The sequence below is a fragment of the Amycolatopsis kentuckyensis genome (assembly GCF_002155975.1).
Classification (GTDB): domain Bacteria; phylum Actinomycetota; class Actinomycetes; order Mycobacteriales; family Pseudonocardiaceae; genus Amycolatopsis; species Amycolatopsis kentuckyensis.
Genome location: NZ_MUMI01000162.1, coordinates 13,009 through 32,688, shown reverse-complemented (window position 1 = coordinate 32,688; position 19,680 = coordinate 13,009). Strand labels below are relative to the sequence as shown.

The following is a 19,680-nucleotide window of genomic DNA, read 5'->3' as shown; positions in this document are numbered from 1 at the left end:
CGGCGTGCCCGCTGGCCATGAACGTGAAGCTGGGCAGGATGACCGAGCCGGACGCGGAAAGACAGCGCAGCACGAGGATCAGCCCGGTGGTGCAGCTGCTGACCGCGATGACGTCGCCGACCTGCAGGTACGCGGCGACCTGCCGCTCGAATTCCGCCACCGCCGGGCCGTTGGTGAGCATGCCGCTGGCGAAGATCGCGCCGAAGTGGTCGAACAGTTCGTCGTCGGCGACGATGGTCGGGCGGGTCATCGGCAGCGGATCGGCCAGCAACGGCGGGCCACCGAGCACGGCGGGTTTGCGGCTCATCGCATCGTTTCCTTCGCAGCGGCAATTTCCGGGCATTGGGCTTCGATCCGGTCGGGCACGACGGCTCCGCAGATCCACGGCTGCCGGCCGGTGTAGAACCGGGCGAGTGCGTCGGCGTCGATCGGCCCTTCGGTCTCGACCGCGGCCAGCACCCGCATCCCGTCCGCGGCGGGCAGCGCTGTCCAGCTCGCGGAGCGCACCCCGGCGACACCGGTCAGCAGGGCCCGCTGGGCATCGTCGTCGATGCCGATCCCACTCGGATGCCCGTGCTGCAGAAGGGAAGCGCTCCTCAACCGCGCGAGGGGGAGGTCGTGGACCGGCAGGTCCGGACGATCGCGGAGCAGCCGCAGTACCCCGGACAGATCGGTGGCGATGGCGCCGGCGGCCCGGGCGGTCCAGATCGGTTCACCTGCGGTCACCCGCACGTGTGTCGTCGGCCCCTGCTGGACCTGGACGGCCAGGTCGGCGGTGGCCCTGGCGGGCACCACCCGCCGTCGCTGGACGTAATCGCCGGTCGGTGCGCGCATGCCGTCGTCGTGGACGAGGAAGTTGAGATCGAACGCCGGCCGGAAGGCGACGCCGCGCCGGACGCCGGGAGAGTCCAGCCACGCCAACAGCTCCGCGGCGTCGAAAACACCACGGGTGTGGGCGTCGATACTCGCTTCGAGCACCAGCTCGGCACGGTGCCGGAGAGTGTCCCGTTGTTCGCCGTCGAGCCGGATGTAGACGGGCTGTGCCAGGTTGGCCACCGCTTCCTCGTCAGCAGGCTCGAGCCGGTTGGCCGACACGGACCGGAACACCTGCCGGTCCTGTCCGGTGTAGACGCTCACCAGCGCGCTGAGCGCCGTCGCCCACACCGTGAACGCGGAGGCGCCGACCTCGCGCGCGGCGGCCATGACTGCCTCCTGCACCCGGTCATCCGCCCGGCGCGCGATCTGCAGCTCCTCCTCGCTGGTACGGGAGTAACCGCCGAAGGTGCACGCCCGGGGGGCATCCGCGAGCCGCCTCTTCCAGAACTCGGTGTTTTCGCGGGTGGTCGCGGCCAGCAGGGGGTCGGCGTAGTCGCTTGCCTGCCTGCGGTTCGCGGTGCCGGGCAGCCGTTCTCCGCGCAGCAGCGCGGTGAGGTCCCGGTACAGCACGCCCTGGCTCACGCCGTCGGCGAACAGGTGCGTCACGGTGAGGACGACGGACCGCACCGATCCGTCCAGGGTGTACAGCCGGCACCTGCCTGCGTGGGTCCGGGGGTCCACCGGCGCTGGTTCGGCGACGGCGGTGTCCGGGATCTCACCGGAGTGCCGGATCGGCTGCAGGACGACCTCGACCCCGTCTCGCGCTTCGGTGACCTCTTGCAGCGGGCGGCCGTCCCGGGTGAACACCAGGCGGGAGCGCAGCGCCTCATGCGCCGCCACCAGTTCGTCCAGCGCCGCTCGCGCGGCTTGCTCGGTCGTCCCGGCCGGCGGCTCGACCGCGACCGTGATCGTGTAGACCTCTCGAGCGGGAGTCCGGTAAAGGCTGCGCCGCTGCGCGTAGTTCAACTCGAACCTTTTCACGCCGAGGTCCCCGGAACGATGGGATGCCAGCGGTCCGAGCCGGTCTCCCGGAGCCGGAGCAGCACCCTGGCGAGGTGGTGGGCGTATCCCGGTTCCGGCTCGGCCGCGAGCACGGCTGCGGCCAGGGCCGCCACCGTCGGGCGCTGGTAGATCTGCAGCGGATTGACCGGGACGCGCATTTCCGAGCGCAGCCAGGCCACCAGCCGGGCGATTTCGAGCGAGGTGCCGGCGAGCGCGAAGAAGCTTTCGCCGGTGGCGATCCCTGCCGGTTCCCGCTGGAGCAAGTCCGCCCACAGCCGGATCAACAGGCGTTCGAGGTGATCCGGCTCCGCGTCGGCGTCGCCGGCCGCCTCGTCCAGGGCTTCCGCTGCCGGCTCCGGTCGTCCGGCGGCCGGTCGCTCCCGGTGCGGGTCTGCGCAGGCGTGCTCCAACGTGTCGAGCAGATCACCCGCGAAGCGCTCCGCGTCGGCGGCGTCATAGCGCCCGCAATCGTAGGTGAGCGCGCCGCGGAACCGGGTGCCGGACTCGGTGATCGTGACGGCGAGGTCGTACTTGGCGGTTCCGGTGTCGACCAGCCGAGGCCTCCAGGACAGACCTGCGGCGGTCACCGGCTCCGGCTCCGGCGAAAGCTCGAAGAGAACCCGGAAGAACGGCAGCGCGTTCAGTTCGCGGTCCGGTGCCAGCCGGCGGACCAGCACGTCGAAGGGTACTTCCTGGTGGGCGAAAGCACCGAGGACGGCAGGTTTCGCCCGGGCGACCAGCGCGGCGAACGTCGCGTCGGCGGGGACCCGGAACCGCAGCGGAAGCAAGTTGAACACCGGGCCGATGATCGGCGCGATGTCGGCCCGTTCCCGGTTCGCGGCAGTCGTGCCGAGTACGACGTCCTCCCGCCCGGTGCGGGCGTTGAGCAGCGCGGCCACGGCGGTCGCGAGCACGGTGAACGGAGTCGCCGCCAGCTGCCTGCCGAGTTCGCGGATCCCCGACGAAAGCTCGTCCGTCAGTTCGAAGCCCACAACGTGCCCGCCGGAACCGCTGTGCCCGCTCGGCGCCACGGTGACGGGATCCGGCGGTACACCGGCCAGTGCGTCGGCCCAATAGGCGACGGAATCGGCGAACGTTCCGTCTTCGACAGCCGATCGCTGCTGGGCGGCGAACGCGCCGAACGGCATGGGCGGTTCCGGCAGCGCCGGTTCACCGCCACTGGCGTACGCGGTGTACGCCTCGGTCACCTCCGCCAGGAGAGCGCGGGTCGACCATGCGTCGCCGACCAGATGGTGCATCGTCAGCAGCAGGATGTGTTCCCGCGCGGAAAGCCTGAGCAGATCCGCACGCACGAGTGGGCCGTGCTCGAGGTCGAACGGTCGGCGCGCCTGGTCGGCGAGGGTCGTTTCGGCCAGTTGCGCACGTGATCCGGGTGCGACGCGACCGAGGTCGTGCTCGGCCACCGGAAGCCATGGCTCCGTCCGCACGACCGGGTTCGGCCGGCCGTCCCGGGTGGGGAACGCGGTGCGCAGGATTTCGTGCCGCGACACCAGCAGGTCGAGCGCGCGCAGCAGGGCGCCGCGGTCCAGCGCGCCGCGAATGTCCACTGCCCACGGCATGTGGTAAGTCGCGGTGCCAGGGCGCCATTGTTCGGCGAACCAGATGCGTTCCTGGCTGGCCGAGGCCCGCAGATCGGCCCCGGGATCCAGCGCGGGCCGCCGTACGGCGGCGGCGTCGGCCCCGATGACGGCTTGGGCGGCCTGGCGGATGGTCGGCACGGAGAACAGGACATCGACCGGCAGTTCGACGCCCAGCCGGTCGCTCAGCGCCGCGGCGACCTCGAACGCCTGTATGGAACTGCCTCCGAGGGCGAAGAAGTCTTCGTCGAGTCCGATCTCCGCGATCCCGAGCGCCGAGGCCCACAGCTGGGTGAGTGCTCGTTCGACATCGGTGGCTGCCGGAGCGTCCTCTGCGGATCGGGTGGGGGTGTTCATCGGCGGTCCTCCTCAGCGGCGTGCTGTCGAGTCGTCCGCTCGGCGCGGTGCGCCTTGCTCGACGAGGGCGAACGAGGCGGCTGTCACTGCCGCTCGCGCGGCGGAAAGAGCTTCGCCGAGGATCCCGGCCTGGCGCCTGCCGGACGAGGTGAACGCCAGCGCAGCCCGAGATGCGCTCTCCACGAGGCAGAGCAGTGTCTCGTTCCGCGGGTCGGCGCGGTCTCCTTTGCGCAGCGCGGCCGCCAGGTCGGTGAGCTGTGCGGCGACTGCGCCGATCTCGGGGTCGGTGTGCATGAAATCTCCCGGCGAAGCGTGTTCACCCGGACGATATGCGCGCTGCACGCCAGGGCGCTTCACCCGTGCGACCAGCCGTTCCTCGACCATGGGACAGGCCCGGCCTATCCGGCCGCACCGCGGGACACGAGACCGTTCCGGTACGCGAACGCCACCGCCTGCAGCCGGTCACGCAGATCCAGTTTGCGCAGTGTTTGCGACATGTGGTACTTGACGGTCGGTTCGCCGATGTTCAGTTCGTCGCTGATCTCCTGGTTGCTCATTCCGGTGGCGAGCAGTTCCAGTACCTCCAGTTCGCGTGGCGTCAGGTTCTCGAGCGCGAGATTGCCGACCGGCGTCGGGGCGTGGCCGAAGGTGTAGTCGAGAACGTCGCTGACCACTTCCGGGGCGAGATACCGGTTCCCGTCGTGGATGGCCTTGATCGCCCAGATCAGCTCGTCGACGTCGCAGGTCTTGAGCAGAATGCCCGAAGCTCCCAGGCGCAGAGCGGTGAGTATGTCGTAGTCGACATGGTCGACGATCAGGGCTATCGCCGTTTTGCCACCGTTCGGAACCCGGGCGTCGACGCGCGTGACCCGTTCGGTGAACGAGATCACGTTCAGTCCGGTAAGGCCGGTGTCGCAGAGGACGACGTTGGGTTTGAGGGCGCGCGCGGCCCGCACGGCCTGCCCGCCGGACGCGGTTTCGCCCACCACCCGCAGCCCCGGGTATTCCGACAAGGTGGTTTTCAGGCCGATCCGACTCAGCGGTTGTGAATCGCACAGCAGGATTCTGATCGATCCGTCGGCCTGAATCGGCGGGCAGTCGGCAACAGCCATTGCTTCCCCTTAAGTGTCCGTCGCGCTCGGACCGCTGCGGTACCGAGCGGTTTTCACGCCCCAGAGTTCGGCGATCTGGCGCAACGCGGTCTCGCCGGTGCTCGAGAACCCGGTTGACGTCCAGCCGGGCGGCACCGCGATATCGTGTGGCCAGATGCAGTAGCAACCGCTGTCGTTGACGATGACCCGGTAGTAATGTGATGACACCGCTATCACCAGCTAAGCCTTTGCGATCCCACGATCCTGACGGTAATGGGCGGGCGAAGACCATTTCAAGGTCACTGACCCATCGGGGAACACGGCCGCAACGAAGGTCGTAGCCGGTATGTGACCAAAGTCGTAGTCGGTAGTCGCCGGTCCGTGCCGTTGACGGGACCGGGGCCATTAATCGCACAATAAAACATGGCAAATCCGGCATTCATTAATCCGCTTAGTATTTCTCGGACCGTCCGGCTGGCGTGGCAGGAGGCGCGCCCGGTCGTGCAGTTCGTCTTCCAATTGAGGTTCGCCAGTGGCTTCGTCCTCGCCGCTGTTGCCCGCGGAGAATTCACGCTGAACTCGGCGGTGTTTGCGGGCGCGGCGGGATGGCTCGCCGCGACGTGGGCAATTTATTTGATGAACGGCATCGCCGATGTGGTCGAGGATCGCGTCAACGGTTCGACGCGCCCGATCGCTCGGGGTAGCCTCCCGGTGACCTCGGCGACGGTGACCTGCTTCGTGCTAAGCGTGGGCGCGCTCGGGTGCTGCGTGCTGGTGTCGTTCCGCATGGTGGTGCTGGTGGTGCTCATGCTCGCCGTCGGCTGGGCGTATTCCCTGGGGCCGTACCCGTTGAAGATGACCGTGCCCGGCTTCTTGGTCTCGGTCACGGCGCTCGGGCTGCTGACCTATTCGGCGGGTGGCTGCGCGGCCGGTGGTGATGGGGCTGCGTCGTTGCTCCCGTTCGGGCTGGTCATGTCGTTGTGGATGAGCCTGGTCGGCTGGACCAAGGATCTTTCCGATGTCGAGGGTGATCGGGTGGCGGGGCGACGGACGCTGCCGGTGCTGCTCGGCGAGCGCCGCGCCCGGACGGTGATGGCGATCGCGGTGACCGTGGTGGGCTGGGGGTTCTTCGCCGCGGCCGGCGTCGCGGGCCGGCACCTGCAGCCGGCCGCCGCGGTGGTCTGCTGCGGGTCGGTGCTCGTCGCCGTGCTCCTGCTCGTGCCCGTCCGCCGACCCGGCCGTCCTGTCCGGCGGCGTCCGTATCGCGCCTTCATGATTACGCAGTACGCAGCTCACGCAACGCTGCTGTTGTCGAACGTGCCGTGACGTAGCAGATTCTTTCCCGGGTATTGAAACGAGGGCACTCGCATGGTGTAATTTGTTATCTGGGCGAATCCTGCTGATGGGGGCGATGTGGTGGGCCTTGAGTTCACGTCGGCAGTCCGGCAAAGAGCGATGGAAAGACTGTCCGAGCGTCTGCGGGTTTTGCGCAGTCCGCTGGTCGCGACCGAGCGCGCATCCGCGCAACTTCGTTATCAACTCGGGTCCGTTCTCGACGATGCGGAACACCCGGGTGATCCCACCATCGCGACCGATTTGCGTGCAACGCATCTCGCGGACGAGATCGGTACCACTCGGGCGATGCTCGGCGTGCATCCGGTCGAATCAGTGCGCGTGGCGATCGAAATGTTCGAAGTTTTGTTGCCGGTGGTGGTTCGCGAGGTGCGGGCGAACGGAGGCGATGACGCGGCGCTGTGCGAGGCGGCCGGCACACTGGAGGCGTCGATCATGCGCCGGGTCGGCCTCGGCGCCGTGTCGTACGCCAGTTACCTGCTCAAGAAGGTGAACAACTCGCACCGCGACGAGCGAAACCGGATCGCCCGTGAGCTGCACGATCGCGTCGCGCACTCGATCGGCGTTGCCATGCAGGAATTGGAGCTGCACGAAATCTACGTGAAGCGGGATTCGGATCGAGCCAGGAAGAAGATTTCTGCCGCTCGTGCGCTGATGGAGGAAGCGCTCACCGCTGTGCGCGAGACCGCGCAGGAGCTGCACGGTTCGGCCAGCGATCACGGGGGTCTGCGAAAGGCACTCGCGGACTACGCCGCGGCGCACGTGCCGTCCGGCATCGAAATGATCATCTCCCTCGGTGGCGACCTGGCCACGATGCCGCCCGCTGTGTCCGAGGAGCTGTACATCGTCCTGCGGGAGGCAATCCGCAACGCCGTGCAGCACGCAAGCCCGCGCACCATCCGGGCGACCGTCGAAGTGCGGGAAAGCAAGGCGTTGGCCAAGGTCGAGGACGACGGCTGCGGATTCGACGTCGCCATGACCGGGTCCGGTATCGGCTTGTTGTCGATGAGCGAACGCGTCGAACTGCTCGACGGGGACTTCATGATCACGAGCACCGAAGGCTCCGGGACCACGGTGTCGATCACGATCCCGGTTTCGGGTGCGTCGTGACGGGGCCGGACCGGCGGGTCACCGTGGTCGTCGCCGACGACCACACCCTGTTCCGCCAAGGCATCCAGGAGCTGCTGACGACGGATCCACGCCTGCACGTCCTCGGCGAGGCGTCCACCGGTGACCAGGCCATCGCACTGGTACAGGCCACTCGGCCGGACGTCCTCCTGCTCGACGTTCAGATGCCGGGCCCCGGCGCCAAATCCGTGATCACGCAGTTGAAGCAGCTCTGCCCGTCGACAGCGGTCGTCATCCTGACGATGCATGATTCCCCGGCGGTGGTGGGCGACCTGCTGGACAGCGGTGCCGCCGCCTACCTGGTGAAGAGCATCGGGTGCGAGGAGCTGGTGGCTACGGTGCACTCGGTCAGCCGCAGCCAGCACAACGTGGTCCTTTCGGTCCCGCGAGCGACCATGCGATCCCTCGAACACGCCCGGAACCAGCAGGACCTGCTGTCGAAACGTGAGGTGCAGGTGCTCTCGCTGGTCGCCATGGCCATGAGCAACGCCCAGGTCGCGACTCGGTTGTACATCAGTGAGGGCACGGTGAAACGCCATCTCACCAACATCTACGCGAAGCTGAAGGCGACTTCCCGGGTCGATGCGATCAAGAAGGCGGTCGCGGCCGGTATCCTCCCTGACATCACCGCCAACCCCTGACCCTTCACGGCTGTTGCGGTGTCCGGCTACTGCCCTCACCGGACGGGTTCGCCGGGACCTCGATGCGCCGGCACGCGGCTGTGAACCGAGCCGCGAAGCCGGGCGGGCCGCCGACGCAATACCCGCTCCGCCCAGGATGGCGGCCGCCAACACCCCGAAGAGTACGACGGCGGACAACAAGCGCGTCTTCGCGCTGCCGGATCTTCTCATCGGGAACGCCTCCTGCCCCTCTGGTCAGTCGCACGTCAGTCGTTCATCTCCCTCACTGCCGGTCCGGGATACGGTTTACCGAGCTGCTCTCGGTCCACCCGGTTGGCGTAGCAGCTCGACCGGGCCCAGCCCGCCGGGGCGAAGACGGCGGACTGGCGCTTGGAGATGCGGCGGAAAGGTGCGCGTGAGCCCCCTCGGGGCGAACGCGACGACGACAGCTGGCTGAGCTGCGAGGGACCGCTCCGATCGCCTCGGTGCCGGCCCACAGCGCCATCGCCTGGTGTCGGGACGCCTGCGAAGTCCCGGCCGGCAAGTCACCGCGCAGCGCCCCTGACACCGGCCCCGGTCAGCGGGCGAGGAAGCCGCCGTCGACGAAGAGGTCGTGACCGTTCATCCCGCCGTTGCGAAGCAGGAAGTCGGTGGCGTCGGCGATCTCCGCCATGGTGACCAAGCGCCCGATCGGGGTGCGCTCGGCCTGCGTTCCCAGGTCGGCGTCGCGCCATCGCGGGCTGTCGCCGACCAGGCCGGGGTGCAGGGCGTTGACCCGGTGCGGCGCGAGCTCGACGGCCAGGGTCTTCACCAGGCCGGTGACGGCGCTGTTGAAGGTGGTGACGACCGTGGAGCCGGGGTACGGGCGTTCCTTGGCCAGGCCGCCGAAGAGGACGACCGACGCCTGCGGCGTGAATCGCTCTCTCAGTACCCGGACGGCTTCGGTGTAGCCGACCAGCTTGGTGGTCACCGCGGTGATCGCCGCGGCGATGTCGAAGTCCTGCAGCGTGTTCGGGCGCTGGTGGCTGGCGGTGATCACGAGGTGGTCGAGAGGCGGGACGCCGGCGGCCGAGGCGGCGATGGTCTCCGGGCGGGCGAGGTCCAGGCCGAGGCCGGTCGCGGTGGGGCCGATCTCCTTCGCGACCGCCTCGGCGCGGCCCGCGTCGCGGCCGGCGACCACGACCGTGCCGCCTCGGGCCGCGTGCTGCTCGGCGATGAAACGGCCGAGTCCGTCGGTGCCGCCGATGATCATCGTGGTGCTCATGGTGGGTCTCCGTCCTGTTGACCACTTGGTCATTAGCGAGCATAGAGGGCTTGCTGACCACTTGGTAAATTGCCCGGCATGACCCGACGTCCGCACCGCCGCGACCCCGAAGGGCACCGCCAGGCCATCCTGGACGCCGCCCGCAGCTGCTTCGGCGAACGCGGTTTCGCCCGGGCGACGGTCCGGGAAATCGCGGCTCGCGCCGGCGTCACCCACGGCCTGGTCCTGCGGCAGTTCGGGTCGAAGGAACAGCTGTTCCTCGCCGCAGTGCCGGGGCACCGGGAGCTCGACGCGGTGATCGACGGCGACCCGGGCACGCTGCCCGAACGCGTCGCGCACGCCTACGTCGAGCGGATGGAGAACGGCGCCGCCACCGACCCGCTCGTGGTCCTGCTGCGCAGTATCGCTTCGGACCAGCAGGCCGCGGCGAAGTTGTACAGCGCGATGGAGGAGAGCAGCATCCGGGCATATCGCGAAGTTGTCGACGGCGAGGACATCGCCGTCCGAGTCGCGATGCTCGGGGCGCAGCTGATCGGAGTGACGGTCAACAGGTACATCGCCCGGACCGGGCCGCTCGCCGAGCTGTCCGCGGCCGCGCTCACCGCCCACCTGGCCCGCGTCCTGCGGCACATCCTGCTCGACACCTGAAACCTTCCGCCCGCTGCCGGCCTTGCTCAGCGTTTCGATCCGACACCAGGTCTGCCCGGCTTCGGGCAGGGTCGAGCTCGGGTCGTAGTACGACGTCGCCGCTGCAAGGCCTCCGGGTCCTCAGCTGGTGCACCCACCACTTCCCGTGCCGGTTGCGGCGGACGCGGCCGGTGTCCCACCAGGACGCGGTCGCGCTACTGGTCCGCGCCGGCGTGCTCGTCACCGACGGCGACGGGTACCGGCTCGCTGAACACCCGCCGCTCGCGGTGGAGCGGATCTTCCTGCCGGAGGTTCTCGCCGTGCAGGTGGAGCGGACAGCCGCCAGTGCCCGCTACACCTGCACGGCCGACCTCATCACCCTCGCCGCGTGGGGCGAGCCCGCCCCGGTCGACGACCTCGCCGAGCGGCTGCTCGTCGCGCAGCATCTGGAAGTACCGCGCCTCCGGCATCGGCAGCCCGGGACGCAGGGTCAGCCCAGTCCGGGCCGGCGAACAACGCCGCGATCGCCTCGTCACGGGGCTGGGGCTCAATGCTCACGTCGGCGCATTGCCGCATCGCCTGCTGTCCTTGAGCGGCGGCCTCGCCGCCGAGCGTCGATCCCGGTCACCGGCGCCCGCGAACACCGCGCATCACCGCTGAGCACGGGATCTTCGCCTCGGAGGATCAGGAACAGGGCGGGGTGTACGGGATGCCGGGGAGGTAGTTCGCCCACTGCGCCTCGGTGATCCGCGGCTGGGTGACAGCGCAGATCCGGGCGGCGACCGCCTCTTCGTCGGTGTCCCAGAGCCGGACGGTCTTGTCCGTGCCCGCGGTGACGACCGTGCGTCCGTCGGGACTGAAGCCGACCGAGTTGACGCGGTCCGGGTGACCGGTGAGCGTCGCCCGGAGAGCAGGTGCGCGGGCGTCGGCGATCGTCCAGAGGGTCACCGTCGTGTCGTAGCTCGCCACCGCCAGCCGGTGACCGTCGGGACCGAAGGCGACGGAACTGACCGTGTTGCCGTGGCCCTCCATCGAGGACAGCAGCTCCGCGTGCCGCGGATCGGCGAGCGACCACAGCCGTGCGGCGTGCCCCGCTCCCGTTGCCAAGAGGCGGCCGTCCGGGCTGAAGCCGACGTCGTGCACGGTGTCGGGCTGATCGGGCAGAACGGCCAGCGCCGCCGGGGCTCGTGCGTCGGTGACGTCCCACAGGCGTGCGGCGCGATCGGCGCCCCCGGCGGCCAGCTCGTGCCCGTCCGGGCTGAACGCGAGCGAGGAAACCCGGGCGCCGTAAGGAATCACGGCGAGCGGCGGCTGCTCGGTCGTCAAGTCCCACAGGCTGACCGAATCGGTGTCGCCCGTCGCCACCACGCGACCGTCCGGGCTGATCGCCACGGCGAAGGCGTTGTCGCCGGGAACGGTCAGCACGCGCAGCAGCGCCGGGTGGCCCGGGTCGTCCAGCCGCCACAGGTGCACCGTCCGATCCAGGCTCGCCGTGGCCAGTACCCGGCTGTCCCGGGTGAACGCGGCATCGACCACGCCGTCGGTGTTCCCCCGCAGCGTCGCGGCCGCCGCCGGGCGCTCCCGGTCCGCGATGCTCCACAGCCGGGTGCTCTGGTAGCTGGCGGCCGCCACCAGCCGCCCGTCCGGGCTGGGCACGGCCCCGATCACGGGGCCGTAGTGGCCGCCGAGGACCGGCCCGCCGATGTCCCAGAGCCGGGCCGTGGTGTCCCGGCCCGCGCTGGCGAGGGTGCGCCCGTCGGGGCTGAACGCCACCGAGTAGACGGTTTCGGTGTGGCCGGCGAGCGCAACCGGCTCACCGGGGAAGGCGGGGTCTTCGAGGTCCCAGAGCCGGACGGTGAAGTCGTAGCTGCCGGTGGCGACGGTCCGCCCGTCCGGAGAGAAGGCCACGGACGCGATGCCGCTGGTGTGGCCGGTCAGCGCGGCGAGCGGGCGGGGCTGCGGGGCCGTCAAGTCCCAGAGGCGCAGGGTGTTGTCGAACCCGCCGGTCGCCAGTTCCCGCCCGTCCGGGCTCACGGCGGCGGCCAGCACGCGGTCGGTGTGCCCGGTGAGTACGGCCGGCGGGCGCGGCGCGGAGGGGGTGGTGACGTCCCAGAGCCGGACGGTCGTGTCGGCGCTCGTGCTGACCAGCTGGTGGCCGTCGGGGGTGAAGACCACGGCGCTGACCTCGTCGGTGTGGCCGCCGAGCGTGGCCACCGCGGCCCCGGATCCCGGGTCCCACAGCCGGACGGTGTGATCGGTGCCCGCCGAGGCGAGGAGCCTGCCGTCGGCGCGGAACGCGATCCGGCGGACGCCACCGGAATGGCCGCTGAGCGTGGTGGTCAGCCGCGGCCGTGCGGGGTCGGCGACGTTCCACAGCCGGATCCCGCCGTCGGCGCCGGCGGTGGCCAGCACCGTGCCGTCGGGGGAGAAGGCGGCGGTGAGGACACCACCGTGCGCCGGGTCGCCGACCATGCCCACCACCCGCGGGTGGTGGGGGTCCGCGGTGTCCCACAGCCTCGTCGTCGGGTCGGTGCCGGTGGTGGCGAGCAGCCGGCCGCCGGGATGGAAGACGGCGGCGTACACCGCGCCCGTGTGGCCCGGCAGACGCGTCGAATACGGCGTCGCGAACGTGCTCAGCAGCGCACCCCGGGCCTGGGGCGTCGGCGTCAGCCGGTAGGCGGCGAGGCCGAGCTGCGCGGCCAAGGCGGGATCGCTCGTCCGCAGCGCGGTACTCTCCCCGGCGACCTTGGCCGACAGGGCGGCGTCACGCTGTTCGCGAGTGGTGCCCAGGCTCTTGACGGCGACCGCGGTCGCGCCGGCCGCGACGACCAGCAGCACGAGCAGCGCCGCGACGAGCCGCCGCAGCCGGCTGGTCCGCCGTCGTCGCGCCGACTCTTCCTGCTGTTCGGCGGCGGTGGAAGCGGCCAGGAACTCCCGGGCCTGCTCGCCCGGCGCGGTGGACGCACCGGTGGTGCGCGCCCAGTCGGCCGCCACCGCCAGCCGCGTGCCGCGGTAGAGCGCCGCGGGATCACGGCCTTCACGCTGCCAGGTCGCGGCGGCTTCCTCGAGCAGCCGCCGGGTCTCCAGGCCCGCGCGATCGGCGTCGAGCCAGCCGCGCAGCACCGGCCACGCCGAGATCAGCGCCTCGTGACTGAGCTGGACGGTGTCCTTGTCCGCGGTCACCAGCCGGGCGTCGATGAACAGGTCCAGCACCTCGCGGACGTCGCCGGGCAAGGAGACGATCGGCAGCAGGCGCCGCGTGTCGGCGGTGTCGGGGGCGACGTGCACCAGGCTCAGGAACAACCGGTGGGCCAGGACCTGCTGCTGCTCGGTGAGCGACTCGTACACCGAGGTGGCGGTGGTGGCCACCGCGCCGTCGATCCCGCCGACGGCGGTGTAGCCGGCGATCGTGAGGCACCGGCCGTCGCCGTGGCGCCAGGTGGCGTACAACGCGTGTGACAGCAAGGGCAGCCCACCGGCCTCACGCCGCCCGCCGCGCGGGGTCATTTCGCTCAGCAGCAGGTCCACCAGCCCGGCTTCGACGTCCACGCGCGCCCGGCGGGCGGGCTCGACGACCGCCCGGCGCAGTTCGTCGTCGGTCATCGGGCCCAGCACCAGCTGGCCGGCCCGCACGGCCGCCACCAGTTCCGGGTACCGCAGGACGTGCCCGTAGAAGTCCGCGCGCAGGCCCAGCACGATCGTCCGGCCGGCCTCGGCCGCCGCGGCCAGCGCGGCGATGAACCGGTCTCGCTCGCCCGCGTCGCGGCAGGTGGTGAACACCTCTTCGAACTGGTCGACGACCAGGACGTCGGCCGCATTCGACAGCACCTCCGCCGGGTGCGCGCCCGGCGTCCGCAGCTCCACCGCGTCGCCGTCGCACCGCAGCGCCGGCACGAGCCCCGCCCCCAGCAGCGAAGACTTGCCCGAACCGGACGGTCCCACCACGACGTGCGGACCGCAGCTCGCCCGGACGCTCTTGACCAGCCGGCCGACGACCTCCTCGCGGCCGAAGAACCAGTCGGCGTCTTCGGGCCGGAAGCTGGCGAGCCCGCGGTAGGGCTGGGGCCCGACAGGCCGTGGTCCCGGCGTCCGGCGCACCCGGAGCCAGGCCGCGAGCCACTCCTCGACCTCGGTTTCGGCGTCGACCCCGCAGGCGGCCAGCACCCCGACGAGCAGGTCCCGCGAGGCGGGCGAAGGCAGTCCGCGGCCGGAGAACCAGTCGCCGACGGTCGTGTGCGCGCCCCGCACCCCGGTCTTGGCCGCGACCTGGCGGATCGACAGCCCACAGCTCTCGCGCAGGCCGGTCAGCGCGCGGGAGAAGTCCTGCCGGGTGCGGATGGCGCCGGGCCGAGCCGGACTCGTGGGTTCGGACACCGGACTCCCGGACACTCGCGCTGGCACCGACCCGGCCGATGCTAGGAGGGCCGTTCCGACCGGCCGTACCGCTGGACGGGTTCGTCCGGCCACCCGTCCGGGTTCCGTCCGGACAACTCCGCAGACCTTCCGCCCGCCCCGGACGGCCACGACCATCGTCGGCACATCCCCGACGTGCCAACGAAAGGACAGTGACGTGCCGATCCCTGCCCGGCAGCCCCTGGTGCTCGACGACGTCGTCGCCCGGGCGGAGCTGCTCACCCTGTTCCGGACCCTCGCGGCCGACCCGGTGGCCGAAGGGCGGTTCCTCGACGACCCCGCCGGCGTGCTGGCCGCCGCGGTCGGCTGGCGTCCCGCGAGTCACCGCGTTTCCGAGGAGAACACCGCCCTCGTCGCGGCGCTGCGCGTGCCCGCCACGCGGGCCCGGCTGGTCGGCGCGTGCGGGCGGGTGCCCGGTGGGGCGCCGGCCACGATCGCCTCTTCGTCGGCCAGCTCGAGCAGTTCGGCCACCTTCAGCTCCAGCACCGTCACCAGCGCCTCGGCGAGCGTCAGCACGTCGACCGGCTTCACCACCGGCGGGAGCACCGACCCGGGCCCCGCCGGCGCCGACCCCGCCGTGCTGCGGCTGCGGCTGCGCGAGCTCCGGGAGCCGGCATGACCGTGGACAGCCTGGTGGGCAAGCGCAAGACGCTGTCGGTCATGCCCACGTTCACCTGCACGGCGGCGTGCACCGACTGCGGCACGCTGAGCAGTCCCCAGTCCCGCGAGCGGCTCCCGCTGGACGTCATCACCGCCGCCATCGACCAGGCCCACCGGCTCGGCTTCGCCAACGTCGTGTTCACCGGCGGGGAGGCCACGCTGCGCTGGCGCGACCTGCTGGCCGCGCTGGCCCACGCGCGGGACCTCGGCCTGCCGGCCCGGCTGGTGACCAACGCGCACTGGGCAGCGAACCCGGAGCGCGCGCGGGAGAAGCTGGCCGCGCTGGTCGAGGCGGGGCTGACGGAGATCAACTACAGCACGGGCGACGAGCACGCACGGTTCGTGCCCGTGGAGCGGGTCGTGCACGCCGCCGTCGCGGCCGTGCGGGCCGGGATTCCGGTCGTGGTGATGATCGAGCAACGGCGCATCCGGACGGTCACCGCGGACGCGATCCGCAGCCATCCCCTCGTCGAGGCGCTGGGCCCGGCCGCCGAGCGGGTGCGGATCACCGAAAGCGCCTGGATGCCCCTGGACCCCGCGGCGCGCGCGGAATACCCCGACGGCGCGGTGACCACCGCGGCGAACCTGGCCACCCGCCGCGGCTGCGACCACGTGCTGCAGACCTACACCGTCCAGGCCGACGGACGGATCGGGGCCTGCTGCGGGCTCGGGCTGCGCACCATCGCCGAGCTGAACCCGGCCACCGTCGAGGACACCGACTTCCTCACCGCGGCGATGACCAGGTCCGAAGCCGACTTCCTCAAACTGTGGCTGCACTACTTCGGCCCCGAGCGGGTGCTGGCGTGGGCGGCCGGGCACGACCCGGCCATCGACTGGGAAGGCCGGTACGCCCACCCCTGCCAGGCGTGCGGCCGCGTCTACCGGGACGAGCGGGTGCGCGCGGTGATCCGCGAGCACTACCGGGAAATGGTGGCCATCGTGCTGCAGTCCGCGTGGCTCGACGACCACTTCATCCCCTCCGTCCTGCAGGAGGGTGAAGAGGCGTATCGGTGATCGCGGGGGGAGATCGCGGCGGCACTTCACCGCGGCCTCCGGGAACGCCGGCCCGACGTAGCTGTCCTCAAGGCGGTCAGCGCAAGCGCACTCAAGTCGATGGCGGGCACGACGAGGAGCAGCAACGCGCTCAGGGCCGGTCCCGGCGGGACGAGCAGGGTGAGCACGAGAACGCCGGCGATCCGGGCGATCGAATCGGCCGCGGCGTGCTTTCGATCCTGATTCATGCCGGGTACGTGTCATCAGCTCTCCTTTCTTCCACCGCTCACGGCCCGAATCGAGAGATCACCCGATCGGCCGACGCTTGCCGCCGATCGGGTCAACTTGGAGATCGGCGCGAAAAAACCGGCATCTCCGCCCACGTACCCAGCAGAACTGCTGGACAGCCATCCGGAAGGAATTCCTGTGACGCTTGCCGATCGTCACCCCACCGCGGCGCCGGTTTCACGAATCGCCGACAGAAGTCATGAGGCCTACGGTAAGGAGGTCGTCGCGTTCACTTCCGCGCGGACGCAGGAGGAACGGAACCGCGCGTTCGCCGCCATCGTCGAATCCCACCGGGATGCCCTGATCAGATTCTGCGCGGCGAAGCTCGACAACGACCCGCACGCCGCCGAGGACGCCGTCACGGAAACGTTCATCGCGGCCTGGGAGGGACTGGGCCGTATCGAGAAACCGCGCACCGTGCGGAAATGGCTGTTCACGGTCGCTCGCCGGCAATGTCTGCACCTGCGGAAACTTCGCTTCCTCGAAGTTCACGACGTCCCGGAGGTCGCGCAAGAGAAACCGCCCGGCGTGCACGACGGCCTCAAGTGGCTGGACCTGCTCGTGGCCACGCTCGCGCCCGAGGAACAGCGGCTCCACAACCTGTACTTCCAGCAGCACCTGCGGGGCAGGAAACTCGCCGCGGCCCTCGGCGAAGACCCCGCGCAGCCGGTCACCGTGTACAAACGAATCCACCGGCACAAAGCTTGGCTACGCGCGGCCGTCGAGGCAGAGATCGTCGTGCACGAGGCGCCGGACGGGCCGCCGTGCCCGGTGCTGGCCAAGATCCTCGAGACCGCCGGCCACGTGGTCCGGCCGTCGAACGTCCTGCCGGTGGAGCTGGGCAGGAAAGTGGCCCACCACATCGGTCGCTGCCCCCGGTGCAGCGGTGACCTCGAGCGTGGCCGACTGCGATACGGTCCGCTCGCGCTCCTGCCCGTTCTGGGACTGTGGGGCCTGCACGGCACGCGCGACAACGCTGTGGAGCCGGCTTCGTTCTCGGCTGCGGACCCAGGCCCGGCCGAGCCCGGCGCCGACGCGCCGGAATCGGACAGAGCCAAGGGCGGATTCCGCCGACGAGCGCCAGGCTGGTCCGTGGCGATCGGCCTGGTCACGATCATCGTCCTCATCCTCGGGTTGACCGTCCGCACGGAAAACGGCGATGGCGGCTCGGACTTCTCCCTTTTCCAGCGGCCGGACCCGGCCGACCCGGGGCAATCGGCCACCGTTCCGGGCCGGACCGCCGTCCCCGGGCTGCCCGGCGCCCCCGGGAACGGCGGGCCGGGCACGCCGGATCCGTCATTTCCCGGCGCCACCGCGCCCGAACCCGCGCCCGGCGGGCCGGTGACCCCACCGCCGCCCGGGGTGCTGGCGGTGACGCCCCCGGCGGTGAACCTGCCCCTCTACGCGACCACGGCGACCGTCACGGTGGCCGCCGGCAGCGCCATGTCGTGGACGGCCACGTCCACCGACCCGGCAGTCTCGGTCACGCCCGCGGCCGGAAACGTCGAAGCCGGCAAGACCCAGCCGATCAAGGTGACCGTGAACCGCAACGCCACCGCAAAACCGGGTACCGGACTCGTCGTCACCTCCTCCACCGGCCAGCGCGTGACGGTGGCCGTCGGCTGGCCGACACCGGGCAACGTCGGCGTCACCACGCCGCGGATCGACCTCGGCGCCCGGGCCGCCACCGCGACGTTCAGCGTCACCGCGGCCAACGGAAACCTCAGCTGGTCCGCCGGTTCGCCGCACCCGGCTCTGACGGTCAGCCCGGCCGGCGGCTCGCTCGCCGCCGGAAAGGGAGCGCTCGTCACGGTGCGGCTGACCCGGCCGATCGGTACCGGCGGTGACGTTCCCCTCCGCGTGACGACGCCGGACGCCCAGCAGGTCACCGTGCTGGTGCACTGGCTGGCCACCCCGGGAACGGTGCGGACCAGCACCGGCGCCGTCCACATCGGAGCATCGGAGAGCAGCGCGCGTTTCACGGTCAGCGTCACCGGCGGCACGAACACCTGGACAGCGGCGCTGTCGGCACCGGGGTGTGCCGCACCCACCTGCCGGCTGGCCCTTTCCCGGACTTCGGGCTCGGGCACCGCGGAAATCACTGTCACGTTGTGGCCGCACCCGTCTTCCGTCGACCCGGGCGCCCACAGCAGGGGCACGATCACCCTGAGCACCCCGGACGGCCAGCGCCTCACCGTCGACGTGACGTGGGATCCGTACGAGCCTGGATGAGCTGCGCCGCTTCCAGGCGCCCCGCCGTCCGGCCCGCTTCAGCGTCCTTTCAGGACTTCGCGCAGGCGCGCGGCGAAGGCGGCGGGCTCGGCGGCGAACCCTCCGTGGTCGCCCGGGAACGGTTCGGCGGTCAGCCCGAGGTCGGCGGCGAGCCCGAGGCCGGCTTCGTGGGCGGGCAGCCCGGCGGCCGTCTCGCCCACGCCGACGACCAGCCGCGCCGGCACCGCCCGCAGCGCGCCGAGGTCGGGTTCGTAGGCGCCGATGGCGGCCAGGAGGTGGCCGAAGAAGTACGCGAAGTTGCCTTCCATCACCTTCATCTGGGCGAGTTCGTCGGGCGTCGGGTCGGTCGGCGGGGTGATGTCGAAGCCGGCCATCTCCACGAACGCGGCGATGGCGGCGCCGATCCCGTGCTCCCGGTAGATCGCCGGGATGTCCGGGCCGTCGAGGACGGCCGGGCCGAGGTACCGGGTGACCGGCGGTTCGTGCAGCACGACGGCGCGGACCTGGCCGCTGTGGCGCACGACGTACTCGAGCATCGTGACGGCGCCGCCGCTGTTGGCGAAGACGTCGGCGTCGACCGCCCCGATCTCGGCGAGCAGGCGCTGGACGTCGTCGGCGTGCTCGCGCAGGGTGCCGGGCCCGGGTTCGCCGTCGAGGGGGCTGCGGGAGATGCCGCGGGGGTCGTAGGTGACGACGGTGTGGTCCTCGGCCAGGATCGGCGCGATGGGCTGGAACATCGTGGAGTCGGCGGCGCCGCCGGGGATGAGCAGCAGGACCGGGCCGCTGCCGGTGACGTCGTAGGTGATGCGCGCGCCGGGTACGGCGAGGGTGTGGGTGGTCATGGCCTCTCCTCCGGAAGGTCGGGGTTCGCCATCCCGACGAATGGGGCCGGCCGGAACGGACACCCCCTCCGAGAAAAGTTCTACGACCCCGCGGGACCGGTCGAGTTTCCCGGCTGTCCGGGAACACTTTCCCTGTCGGCAGGGAAAAACGCGCGGTTAGCATCGGTCCGGCTTTGCGGCCGACGCCGACGACGAGGGGGATCCGAGTGACTGACCACGGTGGAGGAGTACGGGCGATCGGGGCAGGACCGGTGAACCCGGCGGCGGCCGTGGAGGAACCCGGCTCGCGCGCCGCGGCGCCGTCGTCCGCAAGCGGGATCGTCGAAACCACCACAG

18 protein-coding genes are annotated in these 19,680 nt (G+C 71.0%); 7 read left to right on the top strand and 11 right to left on the bottom strand.

What is annotated here, in order from left to right; all coding sequences use genetic code 11:
- The 6 genes from CCN39_RS16865 to CCN39_RS52885 all read right to left on the bottom strand — a co-directional run.
- On the bottom strand, positions 1–307 hold a 307-nt coding region (locus tag CCN39_RS16865; protein WP_208630248.1), incomplete at its 3' end, for a DegT/DnrJ/EryC1/StrS family aminotransferase.
- Positions 304–1,857, bottom strand: coding sequence for a condensation domain-containing protein (locus CCN39_RS16860; protein WP_158104515.1), 1,554 nt, complete (start codon positions 1,855–1,857; stop codon positions 304–306). The genes CCN39_RS16860 and CCN39_RS16865, both read right to left, overlap by 4 nt.
- Positions 1,854–3,833, bottom strand: a complete 1,980-nt coding sequence (locus CCN39_RS16855) for a condensation domain-containing protein (RefSeq protein WP_086843064.1) — start codon at positions 3,831–3,833, stop codon at positions 1,854–1,856. The genes CCN39_RS16860 and CCN39_RS16855 overlap by 4 nt, the downstream gene beginning before the upstream one ends.
- 12 nt (positions 3,834–3,845) lie before the next feature.
- A complete protein-coding gene (locus tag CCN39_RS16850; protein WP_086843062.1) occupies positions 3,846–4,127 on the bottom strand; it encodes a hypothetical protein in 282 nt (93 codons plus the stop codon).
- 104 nt (positions 4,128–4,231) lie between these two features.
- Positions 4,232–4,945 carry a LuxR C-terminal-related transcriptional regulator gene (locus tag CCN39_RS16845; RefSeq protein WP_086843060.1) on the bottom strand — a complete coding sequence of 238 codons (714 nt, stop codon included), beginning with the start codon at positions 4,943–4,945 and terminating at the stop codon, positions 4,232–4,234.
- A 9-nt stretch (positions 4,946–4,954) separates the two neighbouring features.
- Entirely contained in the window at positions 4,955–5,152 is a 198-nt protein-coding gene (locus CCN39_RS52885; protein ID WP_158104514.1) for an MbtH family NRPS accessory protein, read from the bottom strand.
- Positions 5,153–5,425: 273 nt separating this feature from the next.
- On the opposite strand from CCN39_RS52885, the gene CCN39_RS16835 reads away from it, so the two are divergent.
- The 3 genes from CCN39_RS16835 to CCN39_RS16825 all read left to right on the top strand — a co-directional run bounded on the left by CCN39_RS16835 (position 5,426) and on the right by CCN39_RS16825 (position 8,046).
- A complete protein-coding gene (locus CCN39_RS16835; RefSeq protein WP_244210821.1) occupies positions 5,426–6,250 on the top strand; it encodes a UbiA family prenyltransferase in 825 nt (274 codons plus the stop codon).
- A gap of 129 nt (positions 6,251–6,379) precedes the next feature.
- Entirely contained in the window at positions 6,380–7,387 is a 1,008-nt protein-coding gene (locus CCN39_RS16830) for a sensor histidine kinase (RefSeq protein WP_086843054.1), read from the top strand.
- A complete protein-coding gene (locus CCN39_RS16825; RefSeq protein WP_086843052.1) occupies positions 7,384–8,046 on the top strand; it encodes a response regulator transcription factor in 663 nt (220 codons plus the stop codon). Before CCN39_RS16830 ends, CCN39_RS16825 begins: the two co-directional genes overlap by 4 nt.
- Positions 8,047–8,602: 556 nt before the next feature.
- On the opposite strand, the gene CCN39_RS16820 is transcribed toward CCN39_RS16825, so the two are convergent.
- Positions 8,603–9,289 (bottom strand): SDR family oxidoreductase, encoded by a 687-nt coding sequence (locus CCN39_RS16820; RefSeq protein WP_086843050.1) that lies wholly within the window; start codon positions 9,287–9,289, stop codon positions 8,603–8,605.
- 78 nt (positions 9,290–9,367) lie between these two features.
- On the opposite strand from CCN39_RS16820, the gene CCN39_RS16815 reads away from it, so the two are divergent.
- Complete coding sequence (locus CCN39_RS16815) at positions 9,368–9,937, top strand: TetR/AcrR family transcriptional regulator (RefSeq protein WP_086843048.1); 570 nt, start codon at positions 9,368–9,370, stop codon at positions 9,935–9,937.
- A 194-nt stretch (positions 9,938–10,131) separates the two neighbouring features.
- Here CCN39_RS16815 and CCN39_RS16810 read toward each other — a convergent pair whose 3' ends face one another.
- Both CCN39_RS16810 and CCN39_RS16805 read right to left on the bottom strand, forming a co-directional pair.
- Positions 10,132–10,386, bottom strand: coding sequence for a hypothetical protein (locus CCN39_RS16810; protein ID WP_086843046.1), 255 nt, complete (start codon positions 10,384–10,386; stop codon positions 10,132–10,134).
- 214 nt (positions 10,387–10,600) lie between these two features.
- A complete protein-coding gene (locus CCN39_RS16805) occupies positions 10,601–14,290 on the bottom strand; it encodes an nSTAND1 domain-containing NTPase (RefSeq protein WP_143264059.1) in 3,690 nt (1,229 codons plus the stop codon).
- A gap of 196 nt (positions 14,291–14,486) precedes the next feature.
- Between CCN39_RS16805 and CCN39_RS16800 the strand changes: the two genes are divergently transcribed.
- Positions 14,487–14,948, top strand: coding sequence for a hypothetical protein (locus CCN39_RS16800; RefSeq protein WP_086843042.1), 462 nt, complete (start codon positions 14,487–14,489; stop codon positions 14,946–14,948).
- A complete protein-coding gene (locus CCN39_RS16795; RefSeq protein WP_086843040.1) occupies positions 14,945–16,003 on the top strand; it encodes a radical SAM protein in 1,059 nt (352 codons plus the stop codon). The genes CCN39_RS16800 and CCN39_RS16795 overlap by 4 nt, the downstream gene beginning before the upstream one ends.
- Positions 16,004–16,029: 26 nt before the next feature.
- Here CCN39_RS16795 and CCN39_RS16790 read toward each other — a convergent pair whose 3' ends face one another.
- A complete protein-coding gene (locus CCN39_RS16790; protein WP_086843038.1) occupies positions 16,030–16,230 on the bottom strand; it encodes a hypothetical protein in 201 nt (66 codons plus the stop codon).
- On the opposite strand from CCN39_RS16790, the gene CCN39_RS16785 reads away from it, so the two are divergent.
- A complete protein-coding gene (locus CCN39_RS16785; protein WP_086843036.1) occupies positions 16,229–18,502 on the top strand; it encodes a sigma-70 family RNA polymerase sigma factor in 2,274 nt (757 codons plus the stop codon). The genes CCN39_RS16790 and CCN39_RS16785 overlap by 2 nt on opposite strands.
- A gap of 38 nt (positions 18,503–18,540) precedes the next feature.
- Here CCN39_RS16785 and CCN39_RS16780 read toward each other — a convergent pair whose 3' ends face one another.
- Positions 18,541–19,344 carry an alpha/beta fold hydrolase gene (locus tag CCN39_RS16780; RefSeq protein WP_086843034.1) on the bottom strand — a complete coding sequence of 268 codons (804 nt, stop codon included), beginning with the start codon at positions 19,342–19,344 and terminating at the stop codon, positions 18,541–18,543.
- Positions 19,345–19,680 lie beyond the last annotated feature (336 nt).